The 16030-nt window shown below is 71.1% G+C and carries 14 protein-coding genes and 1 pseudogene; 6 read left to right on the top strand and 9 right to left on the bottom strand.

From position 1 onward, the window contains the following. Positions 1-25: 25 nt before the first annotated feature. Positions 26-1009: an SGNH/GDSL hydrolase family protein gene (locus EJK15_RS17165; protein WP_240777027.1), complete on the bottom strand. Its 984-nt coding sequence runs from the start codon at positions 1007-1009 to the stop codon at positions 26-28. 128 nt (positions 1010-1137) lie between these two features. On the opposite strand from EJK15_RS17165, the gene EJK15_RS17160 reads away from it, so the two are divergent. Further along, a complete protein-coding gene (locus EJK15_RS17160; RefSeq protein WP_138711432.1) occupies positions 1138-2508 on the top strand; it encodes a cystathionine beta-synthase in 1371 nt (456 codons plus the stop codon). Here the strand turns inward: EJK15_RS17160 and EJK15_RS17155 are convergent. Next, positions 2505-3362, bottom strand: coding sequence for an NAD(P)-dependent oxidoreductase (locus tag EJK15_RS17155; RefSeq protein ID WP_138711431.1), 858 nt, complete (start codon positions 3360-3362; stop codon positions 2505-2507). The two genes, EJK15_RS17160 and EJK15_RS17155, sit on opposite strands and share 4 nt — an antisense overlap. A gap of 66 nt (positions 3363-3428) precedes the next feature. On the opposite strand from EJK15_RS17155, the gene EJK15_RS17150 reads away from it, so the two are divergent. Next, the gene (locus EJK15_RS17150; protein ID WP_171074353.1) at positions 3429-6677 is read left to right on the top strand and encodes an AfsR/SARP family transcriptional regulator; all 3249 of its coding nucleotides are present in this window, start codon (positions 3429-3431) and stop codon (positions 6675-6677) included. On the opposite strand, the pseudogene EJK15_RS77170 reads toward EJK15_RS17150, so the two are convergent. Further along, positions 6600-7226, bottom strand: a pseudogene (locus EJK15_RS77170) (sensor histidine kinase); the annotation flags it as partial. The gene EJK15_RS17150 and the pseudogene EJK15_RS77170 overlap by 78 nt on opposite strands. A gap of 586 nt (positions 7227-7812) precedes the next feature. Between EJK15_RS77170 and EJK15_RS17140 the strand changes: the two are divergent. After that, positions 7813-8013, top strand: a complete 201-nt coding sequence (locus tag EJK15_RS17140; RefSeq protein WP_138711429.1) for a hypothetical protein — start codon at positions 7813-7815, stop codon at positions 8011-8013. A 122-nt stretch (positions 8014-8135) separates the two neighbouring features. Continuing rightward, entirely contained in the window at positions 8136-9275 is a 1140-nt protein-coding gene (locus EJK15_RS17135) for a cystathionine gamma-synthase (protein WP_138711428.1), read from the top strand. Between the two features lie 18 nt (positions 9276-9293). Here EJK15_RS17135 and EJK15_RS17130 read toward each other — a convergent pair whose 3' ends face one another. Both EJK15_RS17130 and EJK15_RS76310 read right to left on the bottom strand, forming a co-directional pair. Next, positions 9294-9728 (bottom strand): hypothetical protein, encoded by a 435-nt coding sequence (locus EJK15_RS17130; RefSeq protein ID WP_138711427.1) that lies wholly within the window; start codon positions 9726-9728, stop codon positions 9294-9296. A 10-nt stretch (positions 9729-9738) separates the two neighbouring features. Next, positions 9739-9864, bottom strand: a complete 126-nt coding sequence (locus tag EJK15_RS76310; protein ID WP_276615399.1) for a hypothetical protein — start codon at positions 9862-9864, stop codon at positions 9739-9741. Positions 9865-10003: 139 nt separating this feature from the next. Here EJK15_RS76310 and EJK15_RS17125 point away from each other — a divergent pair, with 139 nt between their 5' ends. Next, a complete protein-coding gene (locus EJK15_RS17125) occupies positions 10004-10426 on the top strand; it encodes a DUF6292 family protein (protein WP_240777026.1) in 423 nt (140 codons plus the stop codon). 120 nt (positions 10427-10546) lie between these two features. On the opposite strand, the gene EJK15_RS17120 is transcribed toward EJK15_RS17125, so the two are convergent. Together EJK15_RS17120 and EJK15_RS17115 are read right to left on the bottom strand one after the other, a co-directional pair. Then, positions 10547-11194 (bottom strand): nitroreductase family protein, encoded by a 648-nt coding sequence (locus tag EJK15_RS17120; RefSeq protein WP_138711425.1) that lies wholly within the window; start codon positions 11192-11194, stop codon positions 10547-10549. Between the two features lie 11 nt (positions 11195-11205). Further along, the gene (locus EJK15_RS17115; protein ID WP_138711424.1) at positions 11206-12561 is read right to left on the bottom strand and encodes an MFS transporter; all 1356 of its coding nucleotides are present in this window, start codon (positions 12559-12561) and stop codon (positions 11206-11208) included. Positions 12562-12697: 136 nt separating this feature from the next. On the opposite strand from EJK15_RS17115, the gene EJK15_RS17110 reads away from it, so the two are divergent. After that, on the top strand, positions 12698-13162 hold the full coding sequence (locus EJK15_RS17110; RefSeq protein ID WP_138711423.1) for a MarR family winged helix-turn-helix transcriptional regulator: 465 nt from the start codon (positions 12698-12700) through the stop codon (positions 13160-13162). Positions 13163-13444: 282 nt separating this feature from the next. Here the strand turns inward: EJK15_RS17110 and EJK15_RS17100 are convergent, their stop codons facing one another. Together EJK15_RS17100 and EJK15_RS17095 are read right to left on the bottom strand one after the other, a co-directional pair. Next, complete coding sequence (locus tag EJK15_RS17100; protein WP_240777025.1) at positions 13445-13927, bottom strand: GNAT family N-acetyltransferase; 483 nt, start codon at positions 13925-13927, stop codon at positions 13445-13447. A 32-nt stretch (positions 13928-13959) separates the two neighbouring features. Continuing rightward, the gene (locus EJK15_RS17095) at positions 13960-15912 is read right to left on the bottom strand and encodes a vWA domain-containing protein (RefSeq protein WP_138711421.1); all 1953 of its coding nucleotides are present in this window, start codon (positions 15910-15912) and stop codon (positions 13960-13962) included. Between the last annotated feature and the right edge of the window lie 118 nt (positions 15913-16030).

Here is a 16030-nt window from a genome sequence, read left to right as displayed (position 1 = left end):
CGGGCGTGAACGAGGCCTGATGGGATCAGGCGTCGTTGAGCTGCTCGCCGAGCCGCCGGCGGAACAACGTCGCCCACTTCCCGTACAGGCCCGTCGCCCGCCCGTCGACCCGGGTCGCGGTGACCTCGGTGCCGGGCTCCTCCGCGGCCGTAGCCGCCGCAAGGTAGATCGGTTGCAGTGCCTCGCCGCGTGCGGGGTGCGGCTCAGGCCACAGCTCCAACGCAGCGCACACCGAAGGTAGCACCGCGTAAGCGGCCTGCGCGTAACCTCGGGCAGATGGATGGAAACAATCGGGTCCGAACATTTCTGTCGGGTTTGTCGCGAATTCCGGTCCCAGGACGTCGGCGAACGCCACCGTTCGCCCGCCCGCGTCGACCACCGCCACCGTCTGCGCCGCCGCGAGCTGCCGGCTCCACCGCCGGGTCACCCAGCGCAGCGGCTGCGCGATCGGCCGCACGGTGCCGAGGTCCGGGCACGTGCCCACGACCACCTCGACGCCCGCGTCCCGCAGCCGCCGCACGGCCTTGGTCAGGTGCCGCACGGCGATCGCGGGCGGCGTCTGCGTGATGATGTCGTTGGCCCCCACGAAGATCACCGCCACGTCGGGCTCCATGGCCAGCGCCTCGTCCACCTGGTCTCCCAGCTCGGCGGACGGGGCGCCCGACTTGCCGGCGACGAGCAGGTGTACCGGCCGCTCGGCGACGTGGGCCAGGCCGTTCGCGAGGAGGACGCCGGGGGTGTCGGCGGGGTCGGTCATGCCGAGGCCGACGGAGGTCGAGTCGCCGAGCATGGCCAGGTTGAGCGGCTCTCCGGGGAAGTCGCCGTACGCGCCGTCGGACGCCGGGCCGTCCAGGCCGTGCGGGCGCCCGATGGCCTTGCGCGCGAGCAGCCCTTCCGCGATCAGCAGGCCGTACGCCGTGGCTCCGAGAGCCGTCAGCCCGCCCCCTCCGAGCGCCGCCGCAGTAGCGATCTTGCGTGCCGCGCGCGCCATCCCAGCAGCCCAGACCACCTACGTGCCTCCCTGGTCGAACTCAGCGGTAGCGTTTGCTTGAAAACTAGCCGAGGGCCTGCCACCCCCACTGGATCTCGGCCACAGGCAAGCTGATCAAAGCTTCGGCAAAGAAGGTGAACACCTCGGTGCGCGTTTACGATTCCCTGGTCGACCTGATGGGCAACACCCCGCTCGTCCGGTTGCGCAAAGTCTCCGCGGGAGTGCCCGCCCAGGTGCTGGCCAAGGTCGAGTACTTCAACCCTGGTGGCTCGGTCAAGGACCGCATCGCGGTGCGCATGATCGAGACCGCCGAGAAGTCGGGCGAGCTGCGCCCGGGCGGCGTCATCGTCGAGCCGACGTCGGGCAACACCGGCGTGGGCCTGGCCATCGTGGCTCAGCAGAGAGGCTACCGGTGCCTGTTCGTGGTGCCGGACAAGGTGGCCCAGGACAAGATCTCGGTGCTCCGCGCGTACGGGGCCGAGGTCGTGGTCTGCCCGACCGCCGTCTCGCCCGACCATCCCGACTCCTACTACTCGGTGTCCGACCGGCTGGCCCGCGAGGTGCCCAACGCCTGGAAGCCCGACCAATACTCCAACGTCAACAACCCGGAGTCCCACTACCAGTCGACGGGGCCCGAGGTGTGGGCGGACACCGAGGGCCGGGTCACGCACTTCGTGGCGGGCATCGGCACCGGAGGCACGATCAGCGGCGCCGGCCGTTACCTCAAGGACGTCTCCGGCGGGCGAGTGAAGATCATCGGCGCGGATCCGGAGGGCTCGGTCTACTCGGGCGGGTCGGGGCGGCCCTACCTGGTGGAGGGGGTCGGCGAGGACATCTGGCCGGACACGTACGACACCACGATCTGCGACGAGATCATCGCCGTGTCCGACAAGGACTCCTTCACCATGACCCGCAGGCTCGCCCGCGAGGAGGGGTTGCTGGTCGGCGGCTCGTGCGGGATGGCGGTCGTCGCGGCGCTGCAGGTGGCGGCGAAGGCCGGGAAGGACGACGTGGTGGTCGTGCTGCTGCCGGACGGCGGCCGCGGCTACCTGTCGAAGATCTTCAACGACGACTGGATGGCCGACTACGGCTTCCTGACCACCTCCTCCGACGAGGGGCTGGTCTCCGACGTGCTGGCGCGCAAGGGGCCGGGGCTGCCGGAGTTCGTGCACGTGCACCCGCACGAGTCCGTCAGCACGGCCATCCAGATCATGCGCGAATACTCGGTGTCGCAGCTGCCGGTGATGAAGGAGGAGCCGCCGGTCATGGCGGCCGAGGTGATCGGCTCCATCGTCGAGCGCGACCTCCTCGAAGCCCTGTACCACGGCAGGCTCTCCTCCGACGATCCGATCGCCGATCACATGTCCGCGCCACTACCCACGATCGGCAGTGGTGAACCTGTGGCGCGTGCGGTGGAAGCGCTGGAGAAGGCCGACGCCGCCGTGGTTCTGGAGGAGGGCAAGCCCACCGGCCTGATCACCCGGCAGGACCTGCTCGCCTTCCTCGCCAACCACTAGGGCTTTCCGATCGACTCGATCACGGTGCCGAGGCCTTCGTGGCCGCGCCCTTCTGCGTCGGCCCGCTCGAAGAGCGCCTTCAGCGCCCTCGGCACCGTGGTCTCCACACCGGCCTCCGTCAGCGCCTCCACGACGTGGCCCATGCCGACGGCCTGCATGTGCAGGGAGTTGAGCTCGCCCGGATGCACCCCGGCCTCGAACTCCTCGGCCAGGATCTTCGCGTACCCCATGGGGCCGGCGCCGCCCAGCTGAGTGAACAGCGACCGCGCGAACGGCAGGAACTCCGCCGGCGACACCCCGGCCGTGCGCATGAATGCCATGGCGTGCATGTGGCTGGTCAGGCTGGACCAGAAGATCAGTAGCTGGGACTGGTAGTACATCATCGCCAGGCCCTGGTCGGTGCCCACGTACGTGATCTCGCTCAGGGCCTTCAGCGTCTCGGTGTGCCGATCCAGGACGTCCTTCGGGCCGCTGTAGAACGTGTACGCCCCCGGCTGCCCGATCCCGGGCGGCGGGACCATGATGCCCGCCGTGATCAGCGTGCCACCGCGCTCCGCCACCCACCTGGCCGCCTCGCGCAGCCGCTCCGGGGTGTCCGAGCTGAGGTTGACCACGACCTTCCCGTCCAGCCGGGCGTCGCCGAGACTGTCGTACATCGCCTGGTAGCTGATCTGGCTGACCACCAGCAGATCGCCGTCCGCCGCCGTCACCGCCCGCCGGGCGCCCCTGGACACCAGCGGCTCTGCCTTGCTCGCCGTACGGTTCCACACCGTCACCTCATGGCCCGCCGCCAGGAGCGTCTCGGCCATCTTCGACCCCATCGGGCCCAATCCCACAATCGTCACTTGGCTCATGCGCCCCACTCTTGAGCCCGCCGCTACGGAATTCCTTCGGTACGGCCACGGGTTGGCTATGGCGTGGTGTGTTTCGGGGTGCTCGGGCCGCTGGCCGTGTGGGCGGACGGCGGCGGGCCCGTCCACGTCGCCGAGGCCAAGGTCCGTGCGCTGCTGGCCGACCTGCTGGCGCACGAGGGCGGTCCGGTCTCTGCGGACCGGCTGGTCGACGACCTCTGGGGCGCGCAGGCCGGGCGCAACCCGGTCGGCACCCTCCAGGCCCGCGTCTCCCAGCTGCGCCGCGCGCTCGGCGATCCCGGGCTGATCGTCCACGGGCCCGCGGGGTACCGGCTGGCCGCCCACGACTGCGACGCCGCCCGCTTCCGCGCCCTCGTCAACCGCCGCTCCACGGACCTCCTCACGCGGGCGGCCGAGCTCGAGCGGGCGCTGGCGCTGTGGCGCGGGCCGGCGTACGCCGACTTCCCCGACGCGGACTTCGCCCGCGCCGAGGCCGCGAGCCTCGAGGAGATGCGCCTGGCGGCGCTGGAGGAGCAGGCGGAGGTACGGCTGGAGCTCGGCGAACGCGTGGACCTCGCCGAGCTGGTCGCCCGGCATCCGCTGCGCGAGCGGCTGCGTGCCTCGCACATGCTGGCGCTGTACCGGGGCGGGCGGCAGAGCGAGGCGCTGGCCGCGTACGAGTCGTTGCGGGAGCGGCTGCGGGAGGAGCTCGGGCTGGACCCGTCGCCCGAGGTGGCCGGGCTGCACCAGGCGATCCTGCGTCAGGATCCGGGGCTGGCAGGGACCCGGGCGCCGGACTCGAACCTGCCCGCGCCGCTCAGCGACCTGATCGGGCGGGAGGCCGAGCTGGCCGAGGTCCGGGAGCTGCTCGCGACGGCCCGGCTGGTGACGCTCACGGGGCCGGGCGGCGTCGGCAAGACCAGGCTCGCCCTCGAGGCCGCCCGCCCCCTGGCCTCCCACGAAGGGCCGGCGTTCCCGGACGGAGTGTGGCTGGTCGAGCTGGCCGGTGCGGTGAACGTGGCGGAGGTCGTCGCGGCCGTGCTCGGCATCCGCGACGACGCCGCCGTCGCACTGGCGCCCAGGCTGGCGGGGGCGCTGGCGGCCAAGCGCATGCTGCTGGTGCTCGACAACTGCGAGCACCTGGTGACGCAGGCGGCCGAGCTGGTCTCGGCGCTGCTGCGGGCCGCCCCGGGGCTGCGCGTCCTGGCCACCAGCCAGGAGCCGCTGGGAGTGACGGGCGAGAACGTACGGGCGGTGCCGCCGCTGCCGGAGCCCGAGGCCGTACGGCTCTTCACGGCGCGCGCGAACGTACCCCCGGGCGAGACCGTGGCCACCATCTGCCGGCGGCTCGACGGGATCCCGCTGGCCCTGGAGCTGGCCGCCACCCGGGTGCGGGCGCTCGGGGTGCAGGAGCTCGCCGACCGGCTGGACGACCGCTTCAGGCTGCTCAACGCGGGGATGCGGGACGCGCCCGCCAGGCAGCGCACGCTCCGGGCGATGATCGATTGGAGCTGGGAGCTGCTGGGGGAGGCCGAGCGGGTCGTGCTGCGGCGGCTGGCGGTGCACGCCGACGGGTGCACGCTGGAGGCCGCCGAGGAGGTGTGCGCGGAGGCGGGCGTGGACGTGGTCGACACGCTGGCCAGGCTGGTGGACCGGTCGCTGGTGGTGCGGGCGCCGGGACCGGTGCGCGCCTCGGAGCCAGGCCGCGGGCCGGGGTCTCGTTACCGGCTGCTGGAGTCGGTCGCGGCCTACTGCCAGGAGCGGCTGGCTGAGGCGGGGGAGCTCGGCCTGATCAGGGAGCGGCACGCCCGCTACTACACCGCGCTCGCCGAGCGGGCGGACCTCAGGGGGCCGGGGCAGCGAGAGTGGTTCGTACGGCTCGACGCCGAGCGCGCCAACCTGCGGCTCGCGTTGGCTGGGCCGGAGGCGTTGCGCCTGGTCAACGCCCTGGCGTGGTACTGGATTCTGCGGGGCAGGCTGCGCGAGGCCCGCAGGTCCCTGGCGATGGCTCTGGCGGCACACGACGCGGCCGCTCACGGTGCCGCCTCGGCCACCGCACTGACGCCACCCACCGCGGAGGCGGCTCCGGCGTCGGTCTGGCTGGCGGGGATCGAGTTGCTGCTCGGTGAGCCCGCCTCGCCGGTCCGGCGCGGCGGGCTCGATCGGGCGGGGACGGCGCTGGCCGACTGGTTGCTCAGCCACGTTCGCTGGGCGTACGGCGACAGGCCGGCGCACGAGGCGGCGGCGGACCGGGCGCTGGCCGCGTACGAGGAGCTGGGTGATCGGTGGGGTGTGGCGGCGGTGCTGTGCCTGCGTGCCAAGCTCGCCGTCGGCCGCGCCGACCTGGCGGCGATGGAGCGGGACGGGGAGCGGGGGCTGGCGCTGTTCAGGGAGCTGGGCGACGAGTGGGGCCAGGTCGAGGCCATGGACGTGCTCGACCGGGCGGCCGAGATCCGCGGCGACTACGTCAAGGCCGCCCGGTTGCGGGAGGAGGCCCTGAGGCTGGCCGAGGAGCTGGGGTTCGAGGTCTCGTTCAGGCTGGCCGCCCTGGGGCGGATCGCGCTGCTGGCGGGCGACTACGAGCGGGCCGACGACCTCCACGAGCGGGCCAGGCGGCTGGCGGTCGAGCAGTCGTACAAGGCCGCCGAGGAGAACGCCCTGCTCGGGCTGGCCATGAGCGCCCGGCGCCAGGGGCGGTACGAGGAGGCGGAGACGTACCTGCGGACCGTGCTCGACTTCCTGCGGCGGGTGCGGGGGACGCCCGGGATCGCGTTCGTCATGGCGGAGCTGGGCTTCGTCGCCGAGCAGCGCGGCGACGCGGAGGCGGCGCTGGCCAGGCAGCGTGAGGGCTACGAGGCGGCACAGGCCACGGGCGACCCCAGGGCGATCGCGCTGGCGCTCGAAGGGCTGGCCGGGGCGATGTCGCTGCCGCTGAGCGACCGGCGGGCGGAGAGCGCCGCCCGCATGGGCGGCGATTCGCTGGGGGCGGCTCGGCTGATCGGGGCGGCCGCGGCCATCAGGCGGGCCGTGGGGGCGCCCCTTCCCTCGGGGGAGCGGCGAGACGTGGACAGAATCGCCGGCAGGCTGCGTGTCGCCCTGGGAGAGGACGGGTTCGGGCGAGCGTTCGCGGCGGGGGAGCGGGACCCCGGCGATCACCTTTCCGGCCGGCGCCCCTCAGGGGAGCGGGAACTCGGCGACAACCTCCCAGGCACCTTCCGGGGACGGGCCCGCGTACAGCCGGCCGCCCAGCGCCTCCACCCGCTCGGCCATGCCGACCAGCCCGAACCCACCCCCCAGGCGGGCGACTCGCGGATCTGACGCCGACCCGAAGTTCCGCACCCGTAACACCACGACCCTCTCGTGCCGCCGCAGATCGGCCTCCACCCACGCGGCCCGCGAGGCGTGCTTGCGCACGTTGGTCAGCGACTCCTGCAGGATCCGGTGCAGGGTGGTCATGACCTCAGGTGGCAGGGTCCGATCGTCAAGACCCTGCCCGATCTCGAACGCCACCTTGGGCCCGTCGGACGAGAACCGGTCGGTCAGCATCCGCAGGTCGGCCAGCGTGGTGCCGGGCTTGCGGGCCGGGTCGTCCTCGGTACGCAGCACCGCCACCATGCGCCGCATCGACGTCAGCGCCTCCGACCCGGCCGTGGCGATCGCGTCGAGCGCGGGCAGCACCGCGTCCGGCTTGGTCTCGGCCACCGTACGGGCGGCCTGGGCCTGGACCACGATGCCGGTGATGTAATGGGCGACCAGGTCGTGCAGTTCCCTGGCCAGTTCGAGCCGCTCCGCCCGCCGTACCGAATGCACGGCCTCCACGCGGCGCTCTTGCTGGAAGCGGAGGTACCCGCCGATCCCGGCGGCCATCGACCACCCCGCGAACAGCACGAACGAGAACACCAGCCCCGAGCTCTGGTAGTCGCGCCCGACGGACTCGGACATCAGCACGATCAGCCCCACGCAGGCCAGCACCGCCGCCCGCCGCACCGGCTCAACGTGCCGCAGCACGCCGATGATCAGGATGAGCAGCGACCCGGTCTCCGCCATGCCGGGCGTGCCGTCGAACCCGGTGCTTCCGATCGCCGTGGACGTGCCGAACGACAGGGCGAGCATGACGCTGTAGCCGTTGAGGCGGTGCCTGCGCCGCAGCAGCACCGCCGCCATGCCGCACGCTCCGCAGAACGGCACGAGCCACTGGAAGCCCCCGATGGTGATGGCGAGCACGAGGTCGATCATCAGCATCATGCCCAGCCAGCCGAGCATCGCGATCTCGCTCAGCCGCCGGATCCAGTACACGAGGCGCTTGGAATCACCCACGGCCCGAGCCTAGGTCGGAAGTCGGACAAGTCGTATCAACCGTTCGGCCGAGTCAGCCTGCCGCAGACCATTCCTTCAGTGGAGGTGAAGGTCGGGGGGCGTGGCGGATGCTGGATATGTCGGAAAGGGGACATGAATGGTTGTCATCGGGTTCGTGCTACTGGGACTGGGGCTGGTCGTCGGAGTGCTTCTCGCGCTGGCCGACCCGGTGCTGCTCTCGCGCATCAACGGGGAGCACGCCGAGGGCGGGAGCGGCCGGCACATCGACGCTGACGTCGTACGGCTCGCGCCCCTGTCGGGGGGCGGGGAAGACCGCCACGCGCCCAAGGCGGCCTGACGACCCGGCTCGCGCGGGCAGGGTGCGCGAGCCGCGCGGGAGGCCGTTGGGGGACGGCGTCCGCACCGGCCCGTGGTCCGTTGGGAACGGACCGCGGGCCGTCTTCCGTTAACGTTGCCTCTATGAGCAACGGTTTTGAGACACTGGCCATCCACGCAGGTCAGGAGCCCGACCCGCTGACCGGCGCGGTCGTGCCGCCGATCTACGCCACGTCCACCTACAAGCAGGACGGCGTGGGCGGCCTGCGTTCCGGATACGAGTACAGTCGCTCGGCCAACCCCACCAGGACCGCGCTCGAACAGGCGCTGGCGGCCGTGGAGGGCGGCGCGCGCGGGCTCGCGTTCGCCTCGGGGCTGGCCGCCGAGGACACCTTCCTGCGTGCGGTGTGCAAGCCGCAGGACCACGTCGTCATCCCGAACGACGCTTACGGCGGGACGTACCGGTTGTTCGCCAAGGTCCACGAGCGCTGGGACCTGCACTACGACCCGGTCCCGCTGCACGACCTCGACGCCGTGGCCGCGGCCATGACGCAGAAGACCAAGGTGGTCTGGGTCGAGACGCCCACCAACCCGCTGCTCGGCATCGCCGACATCGCCGCGCTCGCGCAGCTGGCCCACGACAACGGGGCGCTGCTGGTGGTGGACAACACGTTCGCGTCGCCGTACCTGCAGCAGCCGCTGGCCCTCGGCGCGGATGTCGTCGTGCACTCGACGACCAAGTACGTGGGCGGGCACTCGGACGTCGTCGGCGGGGCGCTGATCGCGGCCGACGCAGGGCTCGGGGAGGAGCTGGCCTACCACCAGAACGCGATGGGGGCGGTGGCCGGGCCGTTCGACGCCTGGCTGACGCTGCGCGGGCTCAAGACCCTCGGCGTACGCATGGACCGCCACTGCGACAACGCCGAACGCGTCGTCGACCTGCTGCTCGCGCACCCGCGCGTGACCGAGGTGCTCTACCCGGGGCTGGCCGAGCACGCGGGGCACGAGGTGGCGGCCAAGCAGATGAGGCGGTTCGGCGGCATGGTGTCGTTCCGGGTCGACGGTGGCGAGGCGGAGGCCGTGGCGGTGTGCGACCGGGCCCAGCTGTTCACGCTGGGCGAGTCGCTCGGCGGCGTCGAGTCGCTCATCGAGCACCCGGGCCGGATGACCCACGCCTCGGCGGCGGGGTCGCCGCTGGAGGTGCCCGCCGACCTGGTGCGGCTGTCGGTCGGCATCGAGACGGTCGACGACCTGCTCGCCGACCTCACCCAGGCGCTCGGCTGACGGGACCGGTCAGGGTGATCACCCGGTGGGAACCACCATCAGGAACAAGATCACCAGCCAGATCACCGAGAGCAGCCCGCTGATCGCGGCGATCCGCCCGTTCTGCACCTTCGCATCGTCGTCCGCGTCCTCGCTCGCCAGCGCCCGGACGGCGGTGCGCAGGTCGCGGTCGATGATGACGAGCAGCACGGCGGCCACGATGAACAGCGTCATCGACGCGGTCATGTACCACCTGCCGAGCAGCCCGTTGCCGATGACCGCGCCGAGCGCCAGCCCGAACACGAACACCCCGATCGAGCCGAGGCTGTAGATCCTCGTCGTGCGCTGGATGAACTGCAGCGCGGACACGTTCTTGTTGCGGATGACGCGGGGCGCGGCCATCGTCGCGGCGGTCACCGGGCCGATGGTGAAGATCGCGAATCCGATGTGCAGCCAGAGAAGCAGGGACGACATGCGGGAGAGACTAGTCCCCGGCGATCTCGGTGGGGGACTCGACACTCTCTTTGCTCTCCGGGGAGCAGCGCATGATGAGCTCCATGGCCGCGATCGTGACGACCATCAGCACGATGAGGAGAATCGTGGGAATCATGGGCTCCTCTCCTTCCCCGTGCCGGACGTAAATATCGTCCGTAATAACTAGACGTACGTGCAACGGAATAAGTTCGGCCCCGGTATGGTTGTTCACCGTTCCGTTTGTCTTACCGTTAGGGCACAAAGGGGTGTCGTCCGTGACCATCAGGCACGTCGAGCCGTACACCGATGAGTGGCTGCAGCAGCCGATCAGCTATGTGCGCCAGGTCGTCGACCAGCTCGGAGCCGAGGTGGCGGACTGGTGGGAGGGCCCCTGTGACCCGCGCGACGCCACGCTCAAGCTGTCCGACGGCAGCGCGCTGGTGTGGGACGAGGAAAGTGGCTGGCGCCTGGGCGCCTTCGTCTCCGGTGGGCCAGGCCGGCACACCGAGCTGTCCGGGGTCCGCTATCTGGGCCACGGACTCGTGCCCAAGCCGGAGCGGGTGCCCTCGGCGTTGAGCGACGCCCGGGCCGGGGTGGGCGCCAGCACGGCCTGGCGTCCTTGCCATCGCTCCCACCGCAACTGCCGCGACGGCTTCGACGTGGCCCTCGACTTCTACACCCGCCTCGTCGACGCCTGACCCGGAGCCCCAGGCCAATCCCTCAGGCCAACTGCATGGACCTCCGCCGCCTCCGCATGAGCAGGTTCAACACCCTGGTCGCCGTCGGTCGAATCCGACGCGCGTGTTCGATACGGCGCCCTACCAGTGGTCCCAATGCAGGACTTCTTCGCGCGGGACCCGGCGGGCGGGCTTGAAGTCGGTGCCGATGGTGTAGGCCAGGGGGATGAACGCGGCGAGCATGACCTCGTCGCAGGGTACGCCGAGTGCCTGGGCCAGCTCTCCTTCGAGCGGCCCCTGCGCGGTCGTCCACACCGTCCCAAGGCCGCGCGCGCGGGCGGCGAGCATGAAGCTCCACACGGCAGGAAGGATCGATCCCCACGCGCCGGCCTGGACGGCCACTGGAGCGTGGTCGGTCCGGCCTTCCACCGCGGGGATGACGAAGGCGGGCACGCGGTGGATATTGTCGGCGAGGTGACGCAAGCCGTCGAAGATGCGCTCCATGGAGCCAGAGTGGTGGTTCATGCGCCGCAGGTCGTGTTCGGTCAACGGCTGCCCGACCGCCAGAGGCAGGGCACGGAGGAAGATGTCGGCCACGGCCCGCCGCCGGCCGGGGTCAGTGACGACGAGGAAGTGCCAGCGCTGCCGGTTGCGCCCGGTCGGCGCCTGCATGGCCACGTCCACGCACTGCTCGATCAGCTCACGCGGGACGGGCCGGGTGAGGTCGAGCCGCTTGCGCACTGCGCGGGTGGTGGTCAGAAGTTCGTCGGGGGTCAGATCCAAGGTCATGATGTGTTTCCTCAGGCATTGACGGTTTGTACGGCTTGGCGGCCACGCAGGCCGAAGTGTGCGATGAGGGCACCCAGCAGGGAGACGCCTCCTGCCACCAGGAACGCCAGCCTGTGACCGGCCAGCGCGGACTCACCGAGGGCCATGACGGCGGCCAGCACCGCCACGCCGATCCCGGCGCCGATCTGGATCGCGGAGGTGATCAGCCCTGAGGCCAGCCCTTGCTGCTCGTCCGGCAGGCCGCTGACGGCGGCGATGTTGAGGCTGGGGAACGACAGCCCGTTGCCCACCCCGTGAACAACCAGCGCGGGCAGCAGCACAGTGGCGTAGTCGCTGGTGGCCCCGGCTCGAAGGAACAGCAGGATGCCCGCCCCCTGGACCAGCATCCCCACCGTGGCCACTCGCCCGAGCCCCCACCGGTTGATCAGTTTTCCGGCCAGATTGGCGGCGATCACGATGGCCAGGCCCATCGGGACGATGCCCAGGCCGGTGGTCAGCGCGGTGTACCCGAGGACCTGCTGCAGGTAGAGGACGGCGACGAACTGCCAGCCGATGGTCGCGCACGCCCAGGCCAGTGCGGCGAGGTTGGCGGCGGTTACGCTGCCAGACCTGAACACTTCCAGCGGTACGAGCGGGGCCCGCTGCCTGAGTTCGATGACGACGAAGCCGCTCAGCACGAGCATGGCCACGACACCGACCAGCCAGTTCCGCTCACTCAACGAGAACACCAGGAGAAGGACGCCTCCGGTGACGGCGCCCGCACCGGCCGCGTCGAACCCACCGCGCGTCCTGGGCGGCTGGAGGCCCCGTGGCAGCGCCAGCGGCGCCGCCACCAGCACGAGCATGGCGACCGGAACCGGCAGAAAGAACACCAGCCGCCAGCTGATCTCGGTGAGGAGGCCGGAGGCGATCAGTCCGGCGGTGTAGCCGGTCGCCCCGGCCAGCGAGTAGACCCCCAGCGCACGGTTGCGCTGCGGCCCTTCGGTGAAGGTGGTGGTGATGAGTGAGAGCGCGGCCGGCGCGGTGAGCGCGGCTGCCACTCCCTTGATCACCCGGGTAGCGACCAGCGGCCACCCCGCGGAGAGCAGACCGCCGATCAGGCTCGCCGCCGCGAACACCGCCAGCGACAGCAGGAACATGCGGCGACGACCGAACAGGTCGGCCATCCGGCCGCCGAACAGCAGGAAACCACCGTAAGCGACCGCGTAGCCGGACATCAGCCACTGGAGGGTGCTCTCCGGCAGCGACAGATCACGCCCGATGGCAGGCAAGGCCACACCCATCAGGGACAGGTCCATCGAGTCCAGGAACACCGCCGCGCACAACAACACCAGGGCCACCTGTTTGCGGCCGTCGGAATGCGTCACACCATCCTCATTTCATCTGAGCGCAAACAATCTGTTCGCAGATGATCGAGACGGTATGGCGAACAACAATCTGTTGTCAAACAATCAGTGTCCAGACTGTTGGTGATACGCTGGCCCCATACGGAAGAGGAGATCGATGCCGACGAAGACAGCCGACCGCGCGCGGCCGACGTACTTTCCGCAGCTCGCGGCCGAGCGGTTGGACATCGCACTGTGTCGGGCCTCGGCCGCCGTGGCGCGCGCCGCCGACGCGCACGCCGCCGAGGAGGGCTTGGGGGTCGGGCAGCACTTGGTGCTGCAGATGCTCGACGCCGTCGGCCCGTGCTCGCAACAGACGCTCAGCGAGGAGCTGCGCATTGATCGCAGCGTCATGGTCAGCGTGTGTGACGACCTGGAGCAGGCGGGCCACGTGCGCAGGGAACGCAATCCCCATGACCGGCGCTCCTACGCCGTCACCATCACCGGCTCAGGCCGGCAGCGGCTCGCCGAGGCCCAGACGTCGATCCCGGCGTTCCTCGACGGCACCTTCCAAGCCCTCGCCCCCGAAGAACGTAGCCAGCTCACTGCGCTCCTCGGCAAGCTTCTCCGCCTCGGCGACTAGTGCGGTGCCTGGAGCTCAGGCGAACGTGCTCGGAACCCACCATGTGCTGGAGGCCGCGCGGCGTACGGGAATCACACGTGTGGTGCCGGCCGGCAGGAATCGCGTCACCGGCTTCTGTCCCACGGCTCATTGCACGTCTCCGCCGATCCGTCGGCACCTCAGACCGGCCCGTATGCCCTGCCTGAGTTCGCCCTGAAGCACATCTGGCCGTGATCGCGTGCAGAGACCGAGTGCCGCGTGCGAGAGGGCGGGCCGGACCGTTGGTGGGCGTGGGGCTGAGAATCAGGCCGTGACGGGTGACGGCGGGTCGTGGAGGACGAGCAGGAGGTGCTCGTCGTCGCCGTGCTGGATCGTCCCGGCCCGCTGGAAGCCGTGCCTCTCCAGGAGGTGGACGGAGGCGGTGTTGCCGTGGAACGGGTCGGCGTAGAGGGGGCGGGACTTCTCCTGGGCCAGGAAGAGCCCGAGCGCCCGGGTGCCGACGCCGCGGCCCCAGAACTCACGGCCCATCCAGTAGCCGATGAAGCGCCGCTCTCCCTCCCACCAGGCCACGAGATTTCCGGCCGGCTCGCCGTTCACCGTGATCGCCCGCACGAAGACGGTCGGGTCGTCGAGGATCTTGGTCCTCCAGTGGTTGAGGAACCTCTCCCGCGGCCGGGCGGGGAACCTCGACCTCCGGACGGCCTCAGGATCGTGCTCCTGCGCCAGGAACACCTCCAGGTCCGCCTCCACGACATCTCTCAACCGCACGTCGTCATCGCCGCTCATGCCGGGAGAGTCTGGCATCCCGTACCGACAATTCAGCGGGCGCGGCGGAGGCGGAGGAAGTCGCTGACGACGTATTCGCCCAGGCGCTCGGCGCTCGGCGAGAAGACACGGCCGCCGTTCCTGCGGGCCACCTCGTCCACGAACTCCTTGAGCCGCTCGTCCGCCGCCAGCATGAAGACGTTGAGCGTGGCCCGGCGCCTGCTCATCTTGTCCACCTCGGCCAGCGTGAGCTCCAGCGTCTCGTGCGACGGCGGCCACTCGAACGCCGACCTGCCGTTGCGCATGAGATGGGCGGTGGGCTCGCCGTCCGTGACCACCAGCACCACCGGCTCGAAGTCGGGGTGGCGGTCCAGGTGGCGGCCGGCGATCAGCAGGGCGTGGTGCAGGTTGGTGCCCTGGACCATGTCCCAGTCGAGGCCCGCCAGCTCGTCCGGCTGCAGCACCCTGGCGTAGTTGGAGAAGCCGATGATCTGCACCGCGTCCTGCGGGAACTTCGAGGCCACCAGCGCCTGCAGGGCCAGCGCCGTCTGCTTGGCGGCGGCCCAGGTGCCGCGCAGGGCCATCGAGTACGACAGGTCGACGAGCAGGCAGACGGCGGCGGCGCTGCGGCGCTCGGTCTCGGCCACCTCGAAGTCGTCCACGGACAGGCGTACGCCTCCTCCAGCCCTGACCCCACCGCTGCGGACGCCGTTGACCAGGGTGCGGACCACGTCGATCGGCTGCTCGTCGCCGAAGCGCCACGGCCGCGACGAGCCCGTGAGCTCCCCGGCCGAGCCCGCGTCGTGCTGGTCGTGGTCGCCGCGCCGGCCCGCGTCGAGGGAGGAGAACACCCGGCGCAGCGCCGTCTCGCCGAGCCGCCGCACCGCCTTGGGCGTCAGCTCCAGCTTGCCGCGGCGGCGCAGCAGGTAGCCCTGCTCCTCCAGCTCCCGCTCGATCCGCTTGAGCGCCTCCAGGTCGTCGACCGCCGAGCGGCCGAGCGCGCGGCGTACCGCTGCCTCGTCCACGTCGTCGAGTCGTGCGCCCGGGTAGTCCTGGCGCAGGGCGGTCTCCAGCTGGGTGAGGTCGGCCAGCTCCTCGAGGGCGGTGACGGCGTCGCCCATGCCCAAGGGCTCCTCGCCGGTGAGGCGTTCTGGGGCGTTCCAGGCCAGGTCGGGGCGGCGGGCGTGGAGCGCGTCGCCGAGCCGGCGCATCTGCTCGGAGAGCCCCGCCTGGTCGAGGGTCTGGTTGATCAGGTTGCCGAGCTCCTCGCGCTGGCGTGGGGTCATCGAGGCCAGCATGCGCTGCGTGGCGGCGGCGCGGCGGGCCAGGATGTCGACGAGCTCCTCGAGATTACGCGGCTTCTCCGGGAAGAGGTCGCCGTATTTCTCCATGAAGGCGTCGAAGTCGGTCTGGGTGTGCTGGCCGCGGGCGTCCTTGTCCAGCATGTCGTTCAGGTCCGACATCATCTGGCGGATGCGCTCCATGGCCTCAGGGTCCGGGTTGGCCAGCCCGTCCCGCAGACCTCTGAACTGGCTGTCCAGAACCTCCCGCCGCAGCAGGTCGCGCAGCTCCTCGAACGTCTGGCGGGCCGCGGCCGAGCGCCAGTCGTACGTGCTCAGCTCCTGGATGGCGCTGGCCGTGTCGTCGGGCAGCGCGTCGAGCCCGGTCTCCCGCAGCCGCGCGTCGTCGGACGGATCGGGGAACAGCTCCGCCCGCTCCTGTCCGATGGCCTTGTCGAGCAGCGCCCGTGCCTTCTCCAGCGTGCCGTCGAGCCGCCCGCGCTCACGCAGGTCGCGGCGGCGCCGGCGGACCTCCCTGAGCATGTCGTCCAGCCCGCGGCGGTCCTGGGCGCCGGGCAGGCCGCGCTTGAGCAGGTCGCGCAGGGCGTGGACCGGCGTCGAGCCCGACAGGATCGCATCGCCCATCTCGTCGAGCGCGGCCCGCACGTCGTAGGGCGGGGCCAGGGGATCGGGGCCGTCGTGGAATTCGCCATAGCGGAAGGCCATCACGAGACCACGCTAACCCGGAATGTCCGCCTACGCGTCCCCGTAGACCTCCCACGCCGCAGCTCCTTCGCCCCCGGGATCGCCTTGAGCCGGTCTCCCCCCGTCAAACGTGATCAGT

Source organism: Nonomuraea basaltis (genome assembly GCF_005893125.1).
GTDB lineage: Bacteria > Actinomycetota > Actinomycetes > Streptosporangiales > Streptosporangiaceae > Nonomuraea > Nonomuraea basaltis.
The sequence above is the reverse complement of the archived record's forward strand: the minus strand, read 5'-3'. Positions and strand labels throughout refer to the sequence as shown.